This is a genomic window from Pseudomonas sp. D4002, from assembly GCF_013385665.1.
Lineage (GTDB): Bacteria > Pseudomonadota > Gammaproteobacteria > Pseudomonadales > Pseudomonadaceae > Aquipseudomonas.
The window spans coordinates 55,150-77,100 of sequence record NZ_JACAPN010000010.1 but is presented as its reverse complement, the minus strand read 5'-3'; the positions used below and the strand labels follow the sequence as shown (position 1 = coordinate 77,100).

The window sequence follows — 21,951 nt, the reverse complement described above, 5'->3', positions numbered from 1 at the left end:
AAAAGCTAAAGCGGGCACGGTCAAATGTGGGAGCTGGCTTGCCTGCGATGGCATCAACTGGGTGTACCTGATGCACCGAGTTGTCTGCATCGCAGGCAAGCCAGCTCCCACAGAAAAGCAGATTTGCTTTTGATCTTGATCTGAGCGAACGCGGGTAGTGCAGAGCGGGTAAACCGGCAGGACGCCGTGACCGAAGAAACGGATATGTACACCCGCATGGCGCAGTAATTGCGTCCCCCCCAATCCAACCCCCCAAAAAAGGAGCACCCCCCATGCAACTACGCGCCTTGCGATATTTCCACGAGGTCGCCCGCTGCGCCTCCCTGCGTAAGGCCGCCGAACGTCTTTACGTCACCCCCACCGCCGTCAGCCGCCAGATCGAACACCTGGAACACTTCTTCGGCGCCGCCCTGATTGAGCGCGGCCCCCGCGGCATCCGCCTCACCGCCGAGGGCGAATGCCTGGCCGAACAAGTCACCTCAACCCTGCGCGGCCTCGACCAGGTACGCGAAGTCATCGCCAGCCGCCAAAGCCAGGTGGCCGGTAACATCAGCATCCATGTGTCAGAAAGTATCGTTTCCACCGTGCTCGCCCCGGTGCTCGCCACCTTCTACCGCGCCCACCCCAAGGTCACCTTCAACATCGTGATCGCCAGCGCCTCGGCCACCCTCGACGCCCTGTGCAGCGGCGAGGCGGACCTGGGCCTGGCGTTCTACCTGCAAGAGCGCGCCGACGTCGAAGTCACCGCCCACTGCCAGTTATGGCACCGGGTGCTGGTCAGCGCCGAACACCCCTTCGCCCAGCGCGACAGCATCGAATTGAGCGAACTGCAAGGCCAGCCCCTGGCGATTCCCGACTCGGCCTACGGCGTGCGCCAGGCCTTGGAAGTGGCGGCAAAAAAACGCGGCGTCACCCTCGAACCGGTGTTCACCACCAGCTCCCTGGAAGTGCAGAAGAGCCTGGCCCGGCAACGGGCAGCGGTGCTGATTTTGCCCCAGGTCGAGGCAGACGTGCGGGACCTGGGCGACGGCCTGGTCGCCGTGCCGATCGCCGATGAAGACCTCGGCCGCATCCGCATCGACCTCTGCGTGTACCGCAACCGCCCCCGCTCGGTGGCGGTGCTCAAGTGTCAGGAAATGCTGGCGGGGGCGATGCAGCGTTGTTCGCTGAACTGAGCCTGAGCCTCAGAAGATGTTGATCGGCACATTGGCGACGAGGCGGAACTCATCGTAGCTGCCGTCAATCTGCCCGCCGCTGGCGCGATGGTTGTAGACGATGGTGCGCAGTACGGTGTTCTTGAGCGTTCCGGACTGAATCACATAGGCCAGCATCAAGCCGTTTTCGTTGTGCTTGGCGCCATCCAGGCTGCGCACGTTGTAGCCGGTGTTGTGACCGTTGCGGTCGCCATCGTAATGGGTGCCGTCGATGTCCCAACCCTTGGCGTGCCACAGGCTGGCGGTGAGGCCGGGCACACCGTAGGCGGCGAAGTCCAGGTCGTAGCGCAACTGCCAGGACTTTTCGTTGGGGCCGTTGTAGTCCGAGTACAGCGAGTTGGCCATGTAGTTGCCGGTGGACTCCCACACGTAGTCGAAGTATTCGTTGCCGAATACCTGCTGCCAGGCCAGGGTCAGGCTGTGGGCCAGGTGCGTGGCGGTGAAGGCCAGGCTGGCGGCGTTATTGTCGATGTAGCCGAGGTTTTTGTCGCCCGAGTCGCTGGTGTGGTAGTAGTTGAAGGCGGTCTTCAAGGCGATGTCGCTTTTGTCACCGATGCGGTGGGTCAGGCCGACGTAGGTCTGGTCCCACATGTCTTCGAAACGCGACGCGTAGACGCTGGCTTCCAGCCCGTAACCCGGTTTTACCGTGGCTCCCAGGTAGCTGATGCGTGCGCCGCTGTAGGCGCGGTTGCCGAAGGTGGTGGTGAGCTTTTCGGCGCCGGTGCCGGTGCGTGGAATCGCCCGCTCGAAGCTGCCGCCCTGCACCGACAGCCAGTCGAATTCGTTGCTGAACAAGCCCACGCCCTGGAAGCTGGAGGGCAGGGCGCGGTTGTCCTTGTAACGCAGGATCGGATTGTCGGTCATCAGCCGACCCGCCTTGATCTCGGTGCTCGACAGGCGAAAACGCACGTCGCCCACCCCCAGGTGGCTCCAGGTGGGAATCGCATCGCCGTCGCCGTCCACCAGCACCCGGTCGCCGCCATTGGCCACCTTGCCGTGCCCGCGCTCCAGGTTGACCGCGCTGAAGATCCCCGCATCCACGCCCACGCCAATCAGGCCCTGGGTGTAGCCGGAGCTGTACTTGAGCATGCTGGTCTGCACCCAGGTTTCCCGTACACGCGTGGGCTCGACGCCGCCGGCTTTCTTGATGCTCAAGTGGGTGGTGCGTTTGGTGTGCTGGTTGGAATAGTAGTGACGCAGGTTCAGGTCCAGGGTGCTGCCTTCGAGAAAGCCCGGTGCGCTGGCCTGGGCGTTTTCCTGGGCGAAAGCCTGGGTGCTGGACGCCAGGGTGACGGCCAGCAAAAGACGTGGATACATGGTAAATCCCCATACAAATCAGACGTAAGGCGACCGTCCCGGCAGGCCTTCAGGTGCTGCCGGTCGGTGGCGAAAAGACGCGGGACAGTGGGAAAAGGTATTCAGCGAACCGAAGCTTCTGTGAGCCGGGTTTCGCGGGCCGGGCTGCCGGGCAGCGGCGGACGGGTTTCCTTGGCGAACCAGGCGGCGGTGAGGCACACCAGGTTGGCGATCAGCAGGTACCAGACCGGCGACATCGGGTCGCCGGTGGTGCCGATCAACCAGGTGATGATGATCTGCGCGGTGCCGCCGAACGCTGCCACACCGAAGGCGTAGACGATGGAGAAACCGGTGGAGCGCACGGATTTCGGGAAGCTTTCCACCAGCAACACGATCAGCGCCGCGCCACTCATGCCGTGCAGGCCCGAGAGTACCGCCAGGGTCAACAGGAAGGTCGCCGGGCTTGGGTGCTCGGTCATCAGTTGCAGGGCCGGGAATAAAATCAACAGCAACACCACCCGCGGTGTCATCAGGATCGTACGGCGCCCGAAGCGGTCGCAGAGCATGCCGCCAGCCACCGCGCACACGGCCATCGCGGCGCCGGCCACCAGGGTCGAGAGCATCGAAATGCTGGTGGGAAGCTTCAGTTCGGTGAGGGCGAAGGTGGTCATGTAGTTGAGGAAGTACTGGGTGATGGTGCTGCCGGAAAGGATCAGCAACCCCAGCACCAGTGCGCGCCGGTGCTTGCCGCAGACTTCCCGTACCAGGTCGCCGGTGCTGGTTTGCTCGCCGTGGCCGTGGAAGGTTTCGGCGAGGTTGCGGCGGATGTAGATGCCGATCGGCAACACCAGCAGGCCGAACACGAACGGCACGCGCCAGCCCCAGCTATTGAGGTCTTCCGGGGACATGACCTTGGTCAGGGTGAACCCTACCAGCCCGGCCACCATGGCTGCGACGCCCTGGGCGACTACTTGCCAGCAGGCGTAGGTCCCGCGTTTGTGGGGTGGCGCCGCTTCGAGGATGTAGGTGGTGGCGGGGCCGGCTTCACCGCCCCAGGCCAGGCCCTGGATCATGCGGGTGAGCACCAGCAGGATCGGCGCCGCGATACCGATGGTCTCGTAACCGGGCAATATCGCGATGCTGCCGGTGCCCACGGCCATCATTACCAGGGTCAACAGCATCGCCGGTTTGCGCCCGACGCGGTCGGCGTAGGCGCCGATCAGTACTGCGCCCAGGGGCCGGACGATAAAGCCGATACCGAACGCCGTGACCGACAGCATCAGGCTGACGAAAGCGCTGTCGGACGGGAAGAACGTGTGGCCGATCATCACCGCAAAGGTTGCGTACACACCAAAGTCGAAAAACTCCACGGCGTTGCCCAGGACCACGGCGAAGATGCTCTTTTTGCCGGCGTCCGGGGACGGTGTTTCGGGTGCGTGATCAGGATCGGATCGTGTCAATTGCTCAGTGTGCATACCAGCCCCTCGATTTTAGTTATAGGTCGTCCGAGCTCCAGGCTAAGAGGGCCCGGAGCTGGCGTGTGGGTGGGCAGTTCTTACAGCGTCAAAAGTCAGGAAGGATTCGGCCAGTGGTGGATTGCGCCACGCCAGCTCTCGTAGGTTTTAGCGATTTGCAGCAGCCATTGATCGGCAAAACGCGGGGCGATCATCTGCAGGCCGATGGGCATGCCATCGGCGGCGAAACCGCAGTTGATCGACAACGCCGGTTGCTCGCCCATGTTCCACGGCACCGTGAACACGATGTGTTCGAACGGCAGTTGCGGGTTGTTGCTCGGCGATGGCCACTCGGCCGGGAAGGCATTGACCTGGTTGGTGGGGGACAGCACCAGGTCGAGTTCGGTGAACACCTGCGCGGCGCGGCGGCGCATTTCAAAGGTCTGGTTGAAACCCTTTACGGCTTGTACGCCGCTGATCTCGGCGCCCGGCGCGGCCCAGTCGCGGATGTACGGCAAGACCTTGTCGAACTGCTCGCTGCTCAGGGCCGACAAATCGCCCCACTGGCGGGCGCGCCAGAAATGGTCGAGGCCATCGAGTTGTGCGCGGTCCATGATTGGCGGGATCAGCGTGACCTTGGCGCCGTGGGCTTCGAACAGCCGCGCGGCTTGCTCCACGGCTTCACACACGAAGCCCTCAGGCTGCATGCCTGCGCCGGGTTCAAGCATCAGGCCGACGCGCAGGCCCCTGACTGACAGCGGCTGGTTACTCCACTGGGTGGTGAGCGGCGGAAGGCTGGTGGCATCGCGGGCATCGGGGCGGGCCAGGTGTTGCATCAACAGCACGCAGTCGTCGACGGTGCGGGTCATGGGCCCGGCGGCGCGGCCGGTGTAGTACGGGTCGATGGGGATGCGGCCCAGGGTCGGCTTGAATCCCACCAGGCCGCACCAGGCGGCGGGCAGGCGCACCGAGCCACCGATGTCGGTGCCCACGTGCAGCGGGCCGTAACCGGCGGCGGCCGCTGCGGCGGCACCGGAGCTGGAACCGCCGGTGTTGTTGGCGGTGTTCCACGGGTTGCGGGTGATGCCGTGGAAGCTCGACAGGCCGGAAGACAGCATGCCGAAGTCCGGGTTGGTGGTCTTGGCCAGGATTATCGCGCCCGCTTCACGCATGCGGGCTGCGGGCGGTGCGTCCCTGAGGGCCGGGGTCAGGCGGGTAGCCGCGCTGCCGAGGGGAATGGGCACGCCTTCGGTGGCGATCAATTCCTTGAGAGTCACCGGTACGCCATCAAGGGCGCCGTTGGGTTGGCCCTTGTTCCAGCGCTCGGTGGAGGCCTGGGCCTGCTGACGCACCTGTTGCGGGTCGAAGGCATAGAGCGCGTTGATCTGCGGCTCCCAGCGGTCGATGTGGGCCAGGAGTTGGTCGTAGTAGTCGATGGGCGCGAGTTGCCGGCTGGCAAATTGCGCCAGCAGTTCGGCGGCCGTAAGGGTATGCAGGTCAGTCATCGAACGCTTCCTTGTGATGGGCCGGCTGGCTCATGGCGGGTTGCAGTAGGAACGACTATATAAACCCCGGTGTGAAGCGGCCATCACAATCGGTGCAGTTCAGTGTTGCGTTTTTGTGTGCACTGAAACCGGCGGGTAGATGTGGGAATGGCTGGAAGGTTTACTGTTTGGCGGGAGGACCTCAGGCGCAGGCACCTGGCGTCTTTTTCCTGCGTGCCGACTCACGACGATAGCTCCGGATAGGCTGGGGTTTTGCCCGTATGCGGGATTGGAAAGACATCCACGTCGCAGGGTCAAAGCGGGTGGCTGATACCACCGCTTCCTGGAGCAGCATGATGGAAATAGCGTCTGACGCATCCGGGTATTCAGTATCGAGGATGATTTCCAAGGTGTCCTTGTCGCGATAGCCGCTGCAGGTCGGAATCAGACTGAAGGCGTGATCTATACCTTCGGACTCATTCGGCTCGCAGATGGATGAAACAACGCCCACATAAACATTCCGATCGTTGAGCGTGAACATGCATTGAGAGCCGCGCGCAATGGATTCCCTGAGCAGGGTCCTGAGGGGGCGCCCCGTTAGAAGCTCGAGCATCAATTGCTGGTTCAGTTCCTCCTCTGAAGCAAGTTGCAGTCTTCGTCGACGCCAACGCACAAATAATCGCGCCCAGCAGTAGGGAATGATCATGGCTGTCAGGCCGACCTGGAGCAAAAATACCCAGAGGCCATGATTTCTCTCGGTGGCAATATCCAGCTCTATCAGCAGCTTGCCCAGATAAGCACTGTAATCAATGGGGATTGTCTGGCCAGCCAGTTGCAGCGGCTGTTTGGACAGGCAAAGAATCAAAGTGGTCAGTACGAACGACAGTACGAGGCAGGTCCAGCCTAATCTTGCGACCTGTAGATAGAGTAACTGGCCCTCAAAGCGGTGGAGGCGGCAGTAATGGCCGGGGTGTTTCAAACACACCAAATAGCCACTCACCAGTAACGGCAGTATCAGTAGTAGCCCCATGGGTTATTTGAATATCAGTTCACGTATCTTGCGCTTGTGTTCCTTGAACTCGGGTGAGTTGGCGATTTCCGCCGGGTCGACAGAAATACCCCACTCACCCACTATCCTCATGGTTTTGTACCGCTTGATAGCCCTGATATTTTCCAGATCTTCCTCAGTGGGTTTCTTGAACCACGCAAACGACTCAAACATGACCGGCACCCTCATAAAAAAGTAGTCGGTTTTATAGCAAGAGCCGTTTTTACCGACTACTGATGGCCCCCATCCAGAACTCCCCGCGTATCGTAGGAAACGTCCTTAGTTGCCCCAACGGTCTAAAACGTCGGCGGCGTAATCACCCAGATCACCACCGCATCCACCTTTCCGGGGTTGCCATACCGATGGGGCTCACTGCTGGGGAAGCTGAAACTGTCGCCTTCAGCCAGCTGAAAATGCCGCTCGCCCACCCATAACTCAAACGTTCCGCTCAACACATAACCCGCCTCTTCACCCTCATGGCTATAGCTCTGCTGGCTATAGGTGCCCGGTGGAAAGCGCGAGTGCAGCATCTCCAATTGATGATTGGGCAGGGGCGTCAGCAACTGGTCGACGATCCCGTCCTCATAGTGAATGCTCTGGCGATTGTTCCTGCGCACCACAAAACCTTCATCCTTCGCTGCCGGCGTGGTCTCACTGGCAAAAAACCACTGGATCGTCACCCCCAGACTGCGGGCGATGTTGAACAAGGCCGGGATCGACGGGTAGGCGAGGTTGCGTTCCAGTTGGCTGATATAACCGGCCGTCAATTCGCTCATCTGCGCCAATTCGGTAAGCGTCATGCCCCGGGCCTTGCGCAAGCCGCGGATGCGGGTGCCGAGAAACAGCTGTGGCGGTTGGTCGTTCAAATGTCCCACGCTACTTTCAATCCTTCATAAATCGCCTCTTCGGCGGTACGCGGCGCCAGGCAATCGCCGATCCGCGTGAACGCCACCAGGCCTTCCAGTTCTGCGCCCAGAGTGTCCACCGGCTGGTGGCCCTGGCACAACACCAGGGTGTCGATATTTTCCAGCAGCATCGGCTCGCCGCTGGCGGTGTGTTGCAGGTAGACGGTAGTGTCGTCGCAGCCGTACAAACGGGCGTATGGGATGATCGGAATGCCCAGCCGATGCAGTTCGCCGGCCAGTTGGTCACGCACGTACAACGGCAGGTTTTCCCCGCAATGGGTACCGTTCACCGCCAGTTGCACCTGATGGCCGGCACGGGTGAGGCGCTCGGCAATGCCCGGGCCGATCCAGTCGCAACGCCAGTCCACGACGACCACCGAACGGCCCAGTTGCACCTCATCGCGCAGCACTTGCCAGGCATCCACCACCTGTAGCTCGCCGCCGCGTTCGAAGGCCGGCCAGTAGGGCTCGGCGCCGGTGGCGATGATCACCCGGTCAGGTTGTTCGCGTTCCACCAATGCGCGGTCGACGCGGGTGTTGCGCACCACGCGGACCCCGGCCAGTTCCATCTCGCGCTGCAGGTTGGTACTGGCCCCGCCGAACTCGCTGCGCCGGGGCAGTAACTGCGCCAGAAGCACTTGGCCGCCCAATTGGGCACTGGCTTCATACAAGGTCACCTCATGTCCGCGCTGCGCCGCCACCGCTGCCGCTTTCATCCCTGCCGGGCCGCCACCGGCGACCATGATCCGCTGGCGTCGCAGTGCCGGTTGCAGTTGGCCAAACTGCAATTCGCGGCCGGTCTCGGGATGCTGGATGCAGGAGATCGGCAGGCCTTTGTGGAAGTGGCCGATGCACGCCTGATTGCAGGCGATGCACGCCCGTACATCCTCGGCATGGCCGCTTGAGGTCTTGGCCGGCATGCGCGGGTCGCAGATCAGTGCGCGGGTCATGCCGCACACATCGGCCTGGCCGCGTTGCAGCATCAATTCGGCCTCCTGGGGCTGGTTGATGCGCCCGGTGACGAACAGCGGAATCGACAGGTGCGTCTTGAACGTCGCCGCTTCTGTCGCCAGGTACGCCGGGGCAATGGCCATGGGCGGCACGATATGGATCGCGCCGCCGAGGGAGGCCGAGGTGCCGGCAACGATGTGCACATAATCCAGGTGTGATTGCAGCTGTTGCACGGCGGCCAGGGAATCCTCTTCGGTCAGGCCTTCGGGGTCGCGTTCATCGGCAGAAATGCGCAGCCCGATGATGAAGTGCTCGTCGGTTTCGGCACGCACCGTGGCGATGATTTCCCGCAGGAAACGCAGGCGTTGTTCCAGCTCGCCGTTGTAGCCGTCGGTGCGGCGATTCACCCGCGGGTTGAGAAATTGCGCAGGCAGGTAACCATGGCTGGCGACCACTTCCACACCGTCAATCCCGGCCTGATACAGGCGCCTTGCCGCAGCGCCGTAGCCGGCGACGATCTCGTCGATCATTGTCTGGTCAAGGGCGCGCGGCATCACCCGGAAGCGTTCGTTGGGCACCCCGGAAGCCGAGTAAGCCACCGCTAGCAAACCGTCGGCCGACTCCATGATTTCCCGCCCTGGATGGAAAATCTGCGACAGCACCACGGTGCCGTGGGCGTGGCAGGTTTCGGCCAGTCGGCGATAGCCGTCGATGCAGCTGTCATCGGTGGCCATCAGCACATGGGAGGTGTAGCGGGCGCTGTCGTGCACCCCGGCCACCTGCAACACAATCAACCCCACGCCGCCTTCGGCGCGTGCCCGGTGGTAGGCGATCAACTGCTCGTTGACCTGGTTGTCGGTGGGCATCGAGGTGTCGTGCCCGCTGGACATGATGCGATTTTTCAGGCGTTTGCCACGCAGTACCAACGGTTCAAAAAGATGCGGAAAGGCATGGGGCGACATGGTGGGGATACTCCAGGCGCTGTTGTTATTATTTTTCTATAGGAGGTCAGCCTCAGTAAAAAATCAACTTGTTTTTTTACTGGCGACTGGATTAGCGTCAACCACATCACCCACCCGCCTGGAGAATAAAAATGCCTGGGGCCACCGAACGACAGCTGCGCGAAGAGCTTGCCGCCTGCTACCGGCTGATCGCGCACTTTCGCATGAGCGATTTGATTTTCACCCATATCTCGGTGCGTATCCCGGGGCCCGAGCATCACTTTTTGATCAACCCCTATGGGCTGATGTTCGAGGAGATCACCGCCTCCAGCCTGGTGAAGATCGGCCTGGACGGACGTGCGGTCGAGGCTTCGGCCCATGGTGTCAACCCGGCGGGGTTTGTGATTCACAGCGCGATTCACGGCGCCCGCGAAGATGCGCAGTGCGTGCTGCACACCCACACCCGCGCCGGCTGTGCGGTGGCGGCACTGGAATGCGGGCTGTTGCCGGTGAACCAGATTTCCATGGAGTTCTACGGCAAGGTCGCCTACCACGACTACGAAGGCGTGGCGCTGGACATGGACGAGCAACAGCGACTGGTGCGCGACCTCGGCGACAAGCCGGTGTTGATGCTGCGCAACCATGGTTTGTTGACGGTAGGGGAGACGGTCAGCCAGGCGTTCCTGCGCATGTATTACCTGGAGAAGGCCTGCGATATCCAGATCGCCGCCCAGGCGTGCGGCAAGCTGATCCTGCCGCCTGCGCACGTGTGTGAATACACCGAGCGGCAGTTCAATGAGCCAGGCCGGCCACTGGAAGAGGGCGAACTGGCAGACCCGGACGCCATGCAACTGGCATGGGCGGCATTGCTGCGGTTACTGGATCGGGTGTCGCCGGGGTTCCGGGAGTGAGGTAGAGTCGTCCAGCCGACTCAACCCAAGGACACCGCCTCATGACCCAGGAATCCCGTTTCTCCCGCATGGAACCGGAGTTGCGCAAGGCCAATCTGGTGCAGGCGACGTTGGCCTGCCTCAAGCGCGACGGCTTCCAGGGCGCGTCGATCCGCAAGATCAGCGCCGAGGCCGGGGTGTCGGTGGGGCTGATCAGTCACCACTATTCGGGCAAGGATGAGCTGGTGGCCGAGGCCTATCGGTCAATCACCCGGCAGGTGATGGACCTGCTGCGGGATGCGATGGCCAAGGCGCCGCCCAGTCCGCGGGAGCGGCTGTCGGCGTTCTTCCGCGGCTCGTTCTCCCCCGAATTGCTCGACCCGCAACTGCTGGATGCCTGGCTGGTGTTCTGGGGGGCGGTCAAGACGGCCCCGGCGATCAACCAGGCCCACGAACACTCCTATGGCGAGTACCGCACCATCATGCGTACGGCCTTGGTGGACATGGCCGGAGAGGAGGGCTGGAAGCAGTTCGATGCCGATTTGGCGGCCATCGCCTTGAGCGCCTTGCTCGACGGCTTGTGGCTGGAATCGGGGCTCAATCCCGGCACCTTCACCCCGGAGCAGGGCATCCAGATCTGCGAAGCCTGGGTCGATGGCTTGCAGTCGGGCGGGCGCAAGCGCTTCCAGATCAAACCCTGAACTGACGATTCCGCGCCGCCTGGACGCAATGTCCGGGCCGGCATTTTCCCCTCGAAAAATATTTGCAGTTACCCGATTGCCTCCTTACTGAACACTCGTTTAGTATCGCCCCATGTCGCACCCCTCAAGCCAATTAAAATAATTCGAGGATTCCATGACTACAGATCCGTCCGTGCTCACTCAGGTGCAGGCAGGCGTTGCCTGGATCACCCTCAATCGCGGCCCCCAGCGCAATGCCCTGGACATCCCGACCCTCAAGCACCTGCATGCCTTGCTGGACGGTTTCAACCGCGACCCGGCTGTGCGCGTGGTGGTACTGACCGGCAGCGGTCGCAGCTTCTGCGCCGGTGCCGACCTTGCCGAATGGGCCGATGCCGAAGCCCGTGGCGCCCTCGAAACCTACGGCTGGACCGAAACCGCCCACGCCCTGATGACCCGCCTGCACACCCTCGACAAACCTACCCTCGCCGCCATCAATGGCACGGCGGTCGGTGCCGGCATGGACCTCACCCTGTGCTGCGACCTGCGCGTCGCCGCGCAATCGGCACGCTTCAAGGCCGGCTACACCAGCATGGCCTACTCGCCGGACGCCGGCGCCAGCTGGCATCTGCCGCGCCTGATCGGCAGCGAGCAAGCCAAGCGCCTGCTGTTCCTCGATGAATTGTGGAGCGCCGACCGCGCCCTGGCCGCCGGGCTGGTGGGCGAAGTCGTTGCCGACGAGCAACTGCATACCCACGTCGCCGAGCTGGCCACGCGCCTGGCCAACGGCCCGACCTTTGCGTTTGCCCAGACCAAAACCCTCATCCGCGAAGGCGCCGAGCGCAGCCTGCCCGAGCAGCTTCAGGCGGAGCTCGCCGCCGGTTTGCTGTGTGGACGCAGCGCCGACGGTGCTGAAGCCCTGCGCGCCTCGATGGAAAAGCGCCCACCGAACTTCTCCGGCAACTGATTCCCCTTCAAAACACCCTCGAACGATCGACAGGTAGCGCCATGAATTTCCAGCCCAGCCAAGAACAAGACATGTTGGTGGACGCGGTACGCAGTTTTGTTGCCAAGGAGTTGTTGCCCCACGAGGAGGCAGTGGACCGCGCCGATGAAGTTTCGCCGGAGCTTGCCGCGCAGATTCGTGACAAGGCCATCGCTGCCGGTTTCTATGCCTTCAACATGCCGGAAGACGTCGGCGGTGGCGGCCTGGATTACCTGTCACAGGCGTTGATCGAGCGTGAGTTGTCGAAAGTCTCCTGGGCGCTGCATGTGTTTGTCGCCCGGCCGTCGAAAATCCTCATGGCCTGCACCGGCGCGCAGATTGGCGAGTACCTGTTGCCGTGCGTGCAGGGCAAGAAGATCGACTGCTTTGCCCTGACCGAACCGGGTGCCGGTTCCGACGCCAATGCGATCAAGACCCGCGCCGTGCGCAGCGGTGATGACTTTGTGCTCAATGGCAGCAAGCACTTCATCAGCCACGCCGGCCACGCGGATTTCGCCATCGTGTTTGCCGTTACCGACACCTACGAACACAACGGTCGCCAACGCAATGCGGTGACCTCGTTCCTGGTGGACCGTGGCACGCCGGGCATGACCATTCGCCGGGGCCCCAAGTGCGTCAGCAACCGCGGCTACCACACTTATGAAATGTTCTTCGACGACTGCCGCGTACCAGCCTCCAAAGTCCTCGGCGAAGTCGGCAAAGGTTGGGAAGTCGCCAATGCCTGGCTGACCGCAGGCCGGGTGATGGTGGCTGCCAACTGCGTCGGCCAGGCCCAGCGTGCGCTGGACGTTTCCCTGCAATGGGCGGCCGACCGCAAGCAGTTCGGCCAGCCCATCGGCACCTACCAAGGCATCTCGTTCAAGCTCGCCGACATGGCCACGCAAATCCGTGCGGCCGAACTGCTGACCCTGAACACCGCCTGGAAAATGGACCAGGGCACCATGACCGACGGCGAGGCCGGCATGGCCAAGTTGTTTGCCAGCGAAGTACTGGGCAAGGTTGCCGATGAAGCAGTGCAAATCTATGGCGGCATGGGTTTGATGGACGAAGGCCCGGTGGAGCGCATCTGGCGCAACGCGCGGATCGAGCGGATCTGGGAAGGCACTTCGGAAATCCAGCGCCACATTATTGCCCGCGAACTGTTGCGGCCACTGTTGCGTTGATCGGGTCGGAGAACGCTTATGTCCCAGGCTATTCGCGACAATCTCAAGCGCCTGCTGGCGCCCCGTCACCTGGCGTTTGTCGGTGGGCGCAGCATGGCCCGTGCCCTCAAGCGCTGCGCCGACGGTGGTTTTGCCGGCCAGATGTGGCTGGTCAACCCGCAACATGACAGCCTCGATGGCGTTCCCTGCGTGCGTCGCGTGGCCGATTTGCCGTGCGGTCCGGATGCGGTGTTTATCGCTACCAATCGCGAGCTGACCCTGACCTGCGTTGCCGAACTGGCGGCCATTGGCACCGGTGGCGCCATCTGCTACGCCTCCGGGTTTGCCGAAACCGGCGCCGAGGGCCAAGCCTTGCAGCAACAACTGCTCAAGGCCGCTGGCGAGATGGCACTGCTGGGCCCCAATTGCTATGGCCTGCTGGATTACCTGCACAGCTCGGCGTTGTGGCCGGTGGCCCATGGCGGCAAGCCGGTCGAGAAGGGCGTTGCGGTGCTGACCCAGAGCGGCAACTTTGCCTACAACCTGTCCATGAGCGACCGTTCGCTGCCGGTGGCCTATATGGCATCGGTGGGCAACCAGGCGCAGTTGGGGGTTGCCGAGTTGATGGACGTGCTGCTCGACGAGCCGCGCGTTACAGCGATTGGCTTGCACCTGGAAGGCTTGAAGAATGTGCCGGGGTTCGCCCGTGCGGCCCACAAGGCCCTGGAGAAAGGCATTCCGATCATCGCCCTGAAAACCGGGGTGTCACAGATCGGCGCCGAGTTGGCTTTGAGTCATACCAGTTCGTTGTCGGGTTCCGATGCGCTGTACGACAGTCTGTTCGCGCGCCTGGGTGTGATCCGGGTCAGCGGGCCGGTGAGTTTTGTCGAGACCCTGAAAGCGGCGGCCTGCGGTAATCTGCCGGCGGGCAACAGCCTGATCGCCCTGGCCTGTTCCGGTGGTGATGCCGGGTTGATTGCCGACTACGCCGAGCGCAACGATTTGAGCCTGCCGAAGCTCGACGAAGGCCAGCGTGAAGAGTTGGCGCAGGTGCTGCCCAGCTACGCCAACCTGGTCAACCCGCTGGATTTCACCACGGCCATCTGGGGCAACAGCGACGCGCTTAATACGATGCTCGACACGGCACTGCGCACCGAAGCGGATGCGGCAATGCTGGTGCTCGACTACCCGGCGGAATTTACCGGTGAGCGCAAGGAGTGCGACCTGCTGCTGGAGCTGTTTTGCAGTGCGCTGACTCGCCACGGCAAGACTGGCTTTGTCACCTCTGCATTTCCCGAATTGCTGCCGGCCCACGCTCGCGAGCGTCTGCATGCCCAGGGCGTTGCCGCGTTGCAAGGCGTGGAAGATGCGCTGGCGGCCTGGGGCCGGATTGCCGACTATCAAAACAATCGCCGGGCGTTGTTGGCGCGGGGTGAGTCGATACTGGTGCCGCTGTGCCCGCAAGCGCTTGAACAACACGGACAGTCGCTGGATGAATGGGATTCCAAGCAGGCTTTACGGGCTTTCGGCCTGACCACGCCAGCCGGTGTCTTGAGCACTCCCGAGCGGGCCATCGCCGATGCCAAAGTGCTGGGTTACCCGCTGGTACTCAAGGCCGTCAGTGCCGACTTGCCGCATAAAACCGAAGCCGGCGCCGTGGCGCTCAACCTGCAGGACGGCTTCGCCTTGACTGCTGCCCTGGCTCATATGCGCGAGCAAATCGCCGCTTATGCGCCGGATGTGCCGTTCGATCAGCTGCTGCTGGAGTCCATGGCTACGCCGCCGCTGGCCGAGCTGATTGTCGGCATCAAGCGCGAAAACGACTTCGGCCTGGCGCTGGTGATCGGCGCCGGTGGAATCCTTGTGGAGTTGCTCAAGGACAGCCGCAGCCTGCTGTTGCCGACCACCGACGACGCAATCCGCAACGCCTTGCTCGGCCTGCGCAGCGCCGCATTGCTGCAAGGCTTTCGCGGACGCGAAGTGGCCGACATGGAAGCCCTGGTGGCGGCGATTCGTGCGGTGGCCGACTACGCCTGCGCCAACGCCGGGCAGTTGCTGGAACTCGATGTAAACCCATTGCTGGTCAATGCCCGGGGCGCCACGGCGGTCGATGCATTGATCCGTCTCGCCCAGGCGTGAAGGAGATGACAATGCAAAGCAAAACCTTGACGGGCGGCCAGGCCCTGGTGCGATTGCTGGCCAACTATGGTGTCGACACGGTGTTCGGGATTCCCGGCGTGCACACGCTGGAGCTGTATCGAGGCTTGCCGGGCAGCGGTATTCGGCATGTGCTGACCCGCCACGAGCAGGGCGCCGGCTTTATGGCCGACGGTTATGCGCGGGTCAGCGGCAAGCCGGGGGTGTGTTTCATCATCACCGGGCCGGGGGTGACCAACGCCGCGACGGCGATCGGCCAGGCGTATGCCGACTCGATTCCGCTGCTGGTGATTTCCAGCGTCAACCACACCGCCAGCCTCGGCAAAGGCTGGGGCTGCCTGCATGAAACCCAGGACCAGCGGGCGATGACCGCGCCCATCACTGCGTTTTCAGCGGTGGCGTTGAGTGCCGAGGATTTGCCGGAGTTGATCGCGCGGGCCTACGCGGTGTTCGACAGTGAGCGACCGCGCCCGGTGCATATTTCGGTGCCGCTGGATGTACTGTCGGCGCCGATCAAACGGGACTGGAGCAATGAGGTGGTGCGCCGTCCCGGACGCGGTTTGCCATCGGCTGAAAGCCTTGATCAGGCAATGGCAAAACTGGCCGCGGCCAAGCGCCCGATGATCATTGCCGGTGGCGGTGCGCTGTTGGCGGCCGATGCCTTGCAGCGCTTGAGTACGCAGTTGGCGGCGCCGTTTTTCAGCAGTGTCGCCGGCAAGGGATTGTTGCCGGTGGAGCATCCGCTGAATGCCGGTTCGACCCTGTGTGTCGAGCCCGGCTGGCAGCTCATCGCCGAGGCGGATGTGGTGTTGGCCATCGGCACCGAAATGGCCGATACCGACTTCTGGCGTGAACGCCTGCCGATTAATGGCGAGCTGCTGCGGGTGGATATCGACCCGCGCAAGTTCAACGATTTCTATCCTTGCGCCGTCGCGTTGCACGGTGATGCCCAGCAAACGACGCTGGCTTTGCTGGAACGCTTGCCAGCCACGCCGCGCAACGCGGATGCCGCCACCGCTGCGGTCGCGACGTTACGCCAGGCAGTCAGCAGCGGCCATGGTCCGTTGCAACGGATTCACCAGGCGATTCTCGACCGCGTCGCCGCCGAGTTGCCCGCCAATGCCTTCATCAGCAGTGACATGACCCAACTGGCCTACACCGGTAACTACGCCTTTCCCAGCAACACCACCCGCAGTTGGCTGCATCCCACCGGCTACGGCACCCTGGGCTATGGCCTGCCGGCCGGTATCGGCGCCAAGTTCGGCGCACCGCAACGGCCCGGCCTGGTGCTGGTGGGCGACGGCGGCTTTCTCTACACCGCCCAGGAACTGGCCACGGCCGTGGAAGAACTGGACAGCCCGCTGGTGGTGTTGCTCTGGAATAACGACGCCCTGGGTCAGATTCGCGACGACATGCTGAACCTGGACATCGAACCCATCGGCGTACTGCCGCGCAACCCGGACTTCGCCGCCCTGGCGCGGGCGTTCGGCTGCACGGTCAGCGAGCCACAGAACCTGGATGAGCTGCAGACGGATTTGCGTAACGGTTTCAAGCGCAACGGCGTGACCTTGATCGAGTTGAAGCATGCCTGTGTGAACCTTTAGAGGAGCAACACCATGAGCGAAAACAACAACAAAATGACTCAAGCGATGCACCGGCGGGACTTCCTCAAGCACAGCGCCGTAGCCGGTGCCGTGGCCGCCGCGTTTTCCATGGGCCTGCCGCTGCAGGCCTTTGCCGAGGAGGCCACGCCCAAGCCGGGCGGCGTGCTGCGCATGGGCCTGGCCGGCGGCAGCACCACCGACTCCCGCGACCCGGGATCCTGGGTCGACACCTTCACCTTCGTCGGCTTTTCGGCGGTGTACAACACTCTCACGGAAATCGCGGTGGACGGCAGCGCCATCCCCGAATTGGCCGAAAGCTTCGAGTCGACGCCCGACGCGCGCACCTGGACCTTCAAGCTGCGCCAGGGCGTGACCTTCCATAACGGCAAAAGCCTGACCGCTGACGACGTGGTGGCCTCGATCAACCATCACCTGGCAGCCAACTCCACCTCGGCGGCCAAGACGGTGATCGGCGATGTGGCCAGTGTCAGCGCCAAGGGCAGCGATGCAGTGGTGTTCGAATTGCACTCGGGCAATGCCGATTTCGCCTATGTGGTCGCCGATTACCACCTGGTGATCATGCCCGCCAAGGACGGCGCCGCCGACTGGCAGGCCGGGATCGGCACCAGCGGTTATCGCCTGAAAAGCTTCGAGCCGGGCGTACGCATGGACCTGGAGCGCAACCCTGATTACTGGAAGCCGGGCAGGGCACACTTCGCCAGCGCCGAGCTGTTGGCGATTGCCGACGGCGCAGCGCGGGTCAATGCGCTGGTCACCGGGCAAGTCGACGTGATCAACAAGGTCGACCTGAAAACCGTGGCCTTGCTCAAGCGCAATCCCACGCTGGTCATCGAAGAAACCAAGGGCGCCCAGCACTACACCTTCCCGATGTTGTGCGACAGCAACGAGTTCAAGAACAACGACATCCGCATGGCGATGAAGCATGCGATCAACCGCGAAACCCTGCTGGCCTCGGTGCTGCATGGCTATGGCCTGGTGGGCAACGACCATCCGATCCAGCCCGGCAGCCGTTTCATCAACGCCGATCTGGAGCAGCGCACCTACGACCCGGACAAGTCGCGATTCTACCTGCGCAAGGCCGGTGTGGAGGCGCTGAAGGTGCGCCTGCAAGCTTCCGATGCCGCCTACACCGGCGCGGTGGATGCTTCGGTGCTGTTCAAGGAGCAGGCACGCCAGGCCGGGATTGATATCGACGTGGTGCGCGAGCCGGCGGATGGCTATTTCTCCAATATCTGGATGAAGCAGCCGTTCACCACCTCGTTCTGGTACAGCAGCCTGACTGCCGACCGCATGTTCAGCATCGGCTACGCCAAGGGCGCGGCGTGGAACGAAACCCATTGGGATAACGACCGCTTCAACCAGTTGCTCAATGCAGCACGAGGCGAGATGAACGCGCCGCTGCGCCAGGAGATGTACAACGAAATGCAGAGCCTGTGCCGGGACGACGGCGGTGCGATTGTGCCGTTGTTCGCCAGCTCCGTGGCGGCCCGCTCGAACCGCGTCAGCCATGGACCGCTGACGGCGCCGTATGGGGAACTGGATGGGTTGCGGCTGATCGAGCGGTGGTGGCAGGCGTGAAGATTTCAGATACGCCACAAATCAAATGTGGGAGCGGGCTTGCTCGCGAATGCGGTGGGTCAGTCTCTATCTGTATTGGCTGACACACCGCTTTCGCGAGCAAGCCCGCTGCCACATTGGTCCTGTGTCGCCTTCGAGCACATGCCCAACTCATGAGAACCGAACATGAATAGCCTATTCAAACTGGTACTCCAACGTCTCGCTCTCGGCCTGCTGTCGTTGTTCGCCGTCTCGGTGATCATCTTCCTGGCGGTCGGCATGCTCCCCGGTGATATCGCCCAGGCCATGCTCGGCCAGTCCGCCACGCCGGAAACCATCGCCGCCTTTCGCGCCCAACTGGGCCTGGACCTGCCGCCCCTGAGCCGGTTCGTGCAATGGCTGCTGCGTCTCCTGCACGGCGACCTCGGCGCTTCCCTGGCCAACCAGCGGCCCATCGCTGAACTGATCGGCGCACGCCTGGGCAACACCTTGCGCCTCGCGGCACTGGCGGCGTTGGTCTCGGTGCCCCTGGCGCTGGTGCTGGGGATGCTCGCCGCGCTGTACCGCAACAGCTGGTTCGACCGCCTGCTCAACACCTCGGCCCTGAGTGCGGTGTCGTTCCCGGAGTTCTTCGTCGCCTACCTGCTGATCCTGGTGTTTTCGGTCAAGCTGGGCTGGTTTCCCAGCCTGTCCAACCTGGCGCCGGATGCCTCATTCGCCACCATTCTCGAACGTTCGGTGTTGCCGGTGGCCACCCTGAGCCTGGTGGTGATCGCGCAGATGATGTGCATGACCCGCGCCTCGCTGATCAACCTGCTGGCCAGCCCGTATATCGAAATGGCCCGGCTCAAGGGCATCAGCCAGTCGCGGATTATCTGGCGCCACGCACTGCCCAATGCCCTGGCGCCGATCGTCAACGTGATCGCGCTCAACCTCGCGTACCTGGTGGTGGGCGTAGTGGTGGTGGAGGTGGTGTTTGTCTACCCGGGCCTCGGCCAGTTGCTGGTGGACTCGGTGTCCAAGCGCGATATCCCGGTGGTGCAGGCGTGCAGCCTGATCTTTGCCGCCACCTACATCCTGCTCAATACCGGCGCCGATGTGCTGTCCATCGCCACCAACCCACGCCTGATGCATCCCAAGGGGTAGACCATGAGCCTTCTCACACAACTGGCCCGGGCGCCATTGAGCGCGAAGTTCGGCCTGCTGGTCATCGTGCTGTACGTGCTGGTGGCGTTATTTGCGCCGGTGCTCGCACCTTACGGGGAAACCCAGGTGGTGGGTGACGGGTTTGCGCCCTGGAGCGGCCAGTTCCTGCTGGGCACCGATAACCTTGGGCGGGACATGTTCAGCCGCCTGGTGTATGGCGCGCGCAACACCCTGGGCATCGCTTTTTTGACGACGGTGCTGGCGTTTTTGCTGGGCGGTTTGAGCGGCTTGATAGCCGCGATCAAGGGCGGCTGGGTCGACCAGGGATTGTCGCGGGTGGTGGATATCCTGATGGCGATCCCGCAGCTGATCTTCGCCTTGCTGATTCTCAGCGTGGTGGGCACCAATGCCACCTCGCTGGTGCTGGTGATTGCACTGCTGGATTCGACCCGGGTGTTTCGCCTGTCGCGGGCCGTGGCGATGACCGTGGTGGTGCAGGACTTCGTCGAAGCCGCCCGGCTGCGTGGGGAAGGGCTGTGGTGGCTGGTCACCCGCGAAGTGCTGCCCAATGCCGCCGCGCCATTGATTGCCGAGTTCGGCCTGCGGTTCTGTTTCGTGTTCCTGTTTATCAGCGCGCTGTCGTTCCTTGGCCTGGGCATTCAACCACCCACCGCCGATTGGGGCAGCATGGTCCGCGACAATGCGGTGCTGATTACCTTCGGCGACATCAGCCCGTTGCTGCCGGCCCTGGCGGTGGCGTTGATCACCGTCAGCGTGAATTTTGTCGTCGACTGGATGCTGCATAAATCCAGCGGCCTGAAGGAGTGTTGAGGATGGACAAGCCACTGCTGGAAATCCGCAACCTGCAGATTGAAGGGCATTACGAAGACGCCTGGCATCCGTTGATCAAGGGTATCGACCTGACGTTGCAACGGGGTGAGGTACTGGGGCTGATTGGTGAGTCTGGCGCGGGTAAATCAACCCTGGGCCTGGCGGCCATGGGCTTTGCCCGCGACGGTTGTCGCATCACCGGTGGCTCGGTGTGCTTTGACGGCATTCAACTGTTGCAGGCCAAACCCGAAGCCTTGCGCAAGCTTCGAGGACTGCGGATTGCCTACGTGGCGCAAAGCGCTGCCGCGTCGTTCAACCCGGCCCACCGGCTGATTGACCAGCATGTGGAAACCGCCGTGATCAACGGTGGCATCAGCCGCGCCCAGGCTGAACGCGAGGCGGTGGAGTTGTACCGCGTGCTGCGCCTGCCCAATCCGGAAACCATCGGCCAGCGTTATCCGCACCAGGTCTCCGGCGGGCAACTGCAACGGGTGATGACCGCCATGGCGATGGCCTGTCACCCGGACCTGATCATCTTCGACGAACCCACCACCGCCCTCGACGTCACCACCCAGATCGAAGTGCTGGCGGCGATTCGCGATGCGGTGAAAACCTTCGGCAGTGCCGCGCTGTATATCAGCCATGACCTGGCGGTGGTTGCGCAGATGGCCGACCGCATCATGGTGCTGCGTCACGGCAAACTGGTGGAGGAGGCCGAGACCCGCACCATGCTCAGCGCACCGCAGCAGGACTACACCAAGTCCCTGTGGGCGGTGCGCAGCTTTCGCACCGAGCCCAAGGCTTGCCCGCAGCAGCAGGTGCCGTTGCTGGAAGTGCGCCAGGTGTGCGCCAGCTATGGGCATCAGCCGGTGCTGCATGACGTGTCGATGAGCTTGCATCGCGGCCAGACGTTGGCGGTGATCGGTGAGTCCGGCAGCGGCAAAAGCTCCACCGCACGCTTGATTACCGGGTTGCTGCCGGCTACGGCGGGGCAGGTGCTGTATGACGGTGAAGCGTTGCCGGCGGACTTTCGTCGGCGCAGCAAGGAGCAGTTGCGACGGATCCAGATGATCTACCAGATCCCCGATACCGCGCTGAACCCGCGCCAGCGCATCGTCGACATCATTGGCCGGCCACTGACCTTCTACCTCGGCCTCAAGGGCAAGGCCATGCGTGCCCGGGTCGCCGAGTTGCTGGAGATGATCGAGCTGGATCCGGCCACCTTCATGGAGCGTCAGCCCCGTGAGCTGTCCGGCGGCCAGAAGCAGCGGATTTGCATCGCCCGCGCTTTGGCGGCCGATCCGCAATTGATCATCTGCGATGAAGTGACCTCGGCCCTGGATCAATTGGTGGCCGAAGGCGTGCTGAAGCTGCTCAACCGTATCCAGCAACAGTTGGGCGTGGCCTACCTGTTTATCACCCACGACGTGGCCACGGTGCGCGCCATCGCCGACGAAGTGGTGGTGATGCAGCGGGGCAGGGTGGTGGACCAGGGCAGCCGCAGCGCGATCTTCACCCCGCCGTATCAGGACTACACCGGCCTGCTGTTTTCATCGGAGCCGGAAATGGACCCCGACTGGCTCGACCATTTGCTGGCCGAACGGGCCGCGCTTACTTCTTGAGG

At 62.9% G+C, this 21,951-nt stretch carries 18 protein-coding genes; 11 read left to right on the top strand and 7 right to left on the bottom strand.

From position 1 onward, the window contains the following. Positions 1-272: 272 nt before the first annotated feature. On the top strand, positions 273-1,175 hold the full coding sequence (locus HX824_RS04330) for a LysR family transcriptional regulator (RefSeq protein ID WP_003208975.1): 903 nt from the start codon (positions 273-275) through the stop codon (positions 1,173-1,175). A 9-nt stretch (positions 1,176-1,184) separates the two neighbouring features. Here the strand turns inward: HX824_RS04330 and HX824_RS04325 are convergent, their stop codons facing one another. The 7 genes from HX824_RS04325 to HX824_RS04295 all read right to left on the bottom strand — a co-directional run bounded on the left by HX824_RS04325 (position 1,185) and on the right by HX824_RS04295 (position 9,314). After that, a complete protein-coding gene (locus tag HX824_RS04325) occupies positions 1,185-2,531 on the bottom strand; it encodes an OprD family outer membrane porin (RefSeq protein ID WP_177054178.1) in 1,347 nt (448 codons plus the stop codon). A 101-nt stretch (positions 2,532-2,632) separates the two neighbouring features. Then, positions 2,633-3,985: a citrate-proton symporter gene (locus HX824_RS04320; RefSeq protein WP_008436037.1), complete on the bottom strand. Its 1,353-nt coding sequence runs from the start codon at positions 3,983-3,985 to the stop codon at positions 2,633-2,635. A 95-nt stretch (positions 3,986-4,080) separates the two neighbouring features. Next, positions 4,081-5,469: an amidase gene (locus tag HX824_RS04315; RefSeq protein WP_008436038.1), complete on the bottom strand. Its 1,389-nt coding sequence runs from the start codon at positions 5,467-5,469 to the stop codon at positions 4,081-4,083. Between the two features lie 181 nt (positions 5,470-5,650). Then, entirely contained in the window at positions 5,651-6,478 is an 828-nt protein-coding gene (locus HX824_RS04310) for a hypothetical protein (RefSeq protein ID WP_087694888.1), read from the bottom strand. Positions 6,479-6,481: 3 nt separating this feature from the next. Beyond that, on the bottom strand, positions 6,482-6,670 hold the full coding sequence (locus HX824_RS04305; RefSeq protein ID WP_003208968.1) for a hypothetical protein: 189 nt from the start codon (positions 6,668-6,670) through the stop codon (positions 6,482-6,484). A 122-nt stretch (positions 6,671-6,792) separates the two neighbouring features. Further along, entirely contained in the window at positions 6,793-7,383 is a 591-nt protein-coding gene (locus tag HX824_RS04300) for a cupin domain-containing protein (protein ID WP_177054179.1), read from the bottom strand. Further along, positions 7,359-9,314, bottom strand: a complete 1,956-nt coding sequence (locus HX824_RS04295) for an FAD-dependent oxidoreductase (RefSeq protein WP_102605441.1) — start codon at positions 9,312-9,314, stop codon at positions 7,359-7,361. The genes HX824_RS04300 and HX824_RS04295 overlap by 25 nt, the downstream gene beginning before the upstream one ends. Before the next feature lie 131 nt (positions 9,315-9,445). On the opposite strand from HX824_RS04295, the gene HX824_RS04290 reads away from it, so the two are divergent. The 10 genes from HX824_RS04290 to HX824_RS04245 all read left to right on the top strand — a co-directional run bounded on the left by HX824_RS04290 (position 9,446) and on the right by HX824_RS04245 (position 21,949). Continuing rightward, positions 9,446-10,204 (top strand): class II aldolase/adducin family protein, encoded by a 759-nt coding sequence (locus HX824_RS04290; RefSeq protein WP_177022036.1) that lies wholly within the window; start codon positions 9,446-9,448, stop codon positions 10,202-10,204. A gap of 41 nt (positions 10,205-10,245) precedes the next feature. Beyond that, a complete protein-coding gene (locus HX824_RS04285) occupies positions 10,246-10,884 on the top strand; it encodes a TetR family transcriptional regulator C-terminal domain-containing protein (RefSeq protein ID WP_102605443.1) in 639 nt (212 codons plus the stop codon). A 154-nt stretch (positions 10,885-11,038) separates the two neighbouring features. Continuing rightward, entirely contained in the window at positions 11,039-11,830 is a 792-nt protein-coding gene (locus tag HX824_RS04280) for an enoyl-CoA hydratase/isomerase family protein (RefSeq protein WP_177054177.1), read from the top strand. 41 nt (positions 11,831-11,871) lie between these two features. Then, positions 11,872-13,032, top strand: a complete 1,161-nt coding sequence (locus HX824_RS04275; protein ID WP_008436052.1) for an acyl-CoA dehydrogenase family protein — start codon at positions 11,872-11,874, stop codon at positions 13,030-13,032. Positions 13,033-13,050: 18 nt separating this feature from the next. After that, positions 13,051-15,150, top strand: coding sequence for an acetate--CoA ligase family protein (locus HX824_RS04270; RefSeq protein ID WP_177054176.1), 2,100 nt, complete (start codon positions 13,051-13,053; stop codon positions 15,148-15,150). A gap of 11 nt (positions 15,151-15,161) precedes the next feature. Further along, positions 15,162-16,772, top strand: coding sequence for a 5-guanidino-2-oxopentanoate decarboxylase (locus HX824_RS04265; protein ID WP_177054175.1), 1,611 nt, complete (start codon positions 15,162-15,164; stop codon positions 16,770-16,772). Positions 16,773-16,784: 12 nt separating this feature from the next. Further along, entirely contained in the window at positions 16,785-18,371 is a 1,587-nt protein-coding gene (locus HX824_RS04260) for an ABC transporter substrate-binding protein (protein ID WP_177054174.1), read from the top strand. 165 nt (positions 18,372-18,536) lie between these two features. Continuing rightward, the gene (locus HX824_RS04255; RefSeq protein ID WP_177054173.1) at positions 18,537-19,496 is read left to right on the top strand and encodes an ABC transporter permease; all 960 of its coding nucleotides are present in this window, start codon (positions 18,537-18,539) and stop codon (positions 19,494-19,496) included. Between the two features lie 3 nt (positions 19,497-19,499). Further along, the gene (locus HX824_RS04250; protein ID WP_003208948.1) at positions 19,500-20,327 is read left to right on the top strand and encodes an ABC transporter permease; all 828 of its coding nucleotides are present in this window, start codon (positions 19,500-19,502) and stop codon (positions 20,325-20,327) included. A 2-nt stretch (positions 20,328-20,329) separates the two neighbouring features. After that, on the top strand, positions 20,330-21,949 hold the full coding sequence (locus tag HX824_RS04245; protein WP_177054172.1) for an ABC transporter ATP-binding protein: 1,620 nt from the start codon (positions 20,330-20,332) through the stop codon (positions 21,947-21,949). Positions 21,950-21,951 lie beyond the last annotated feature (2 nt).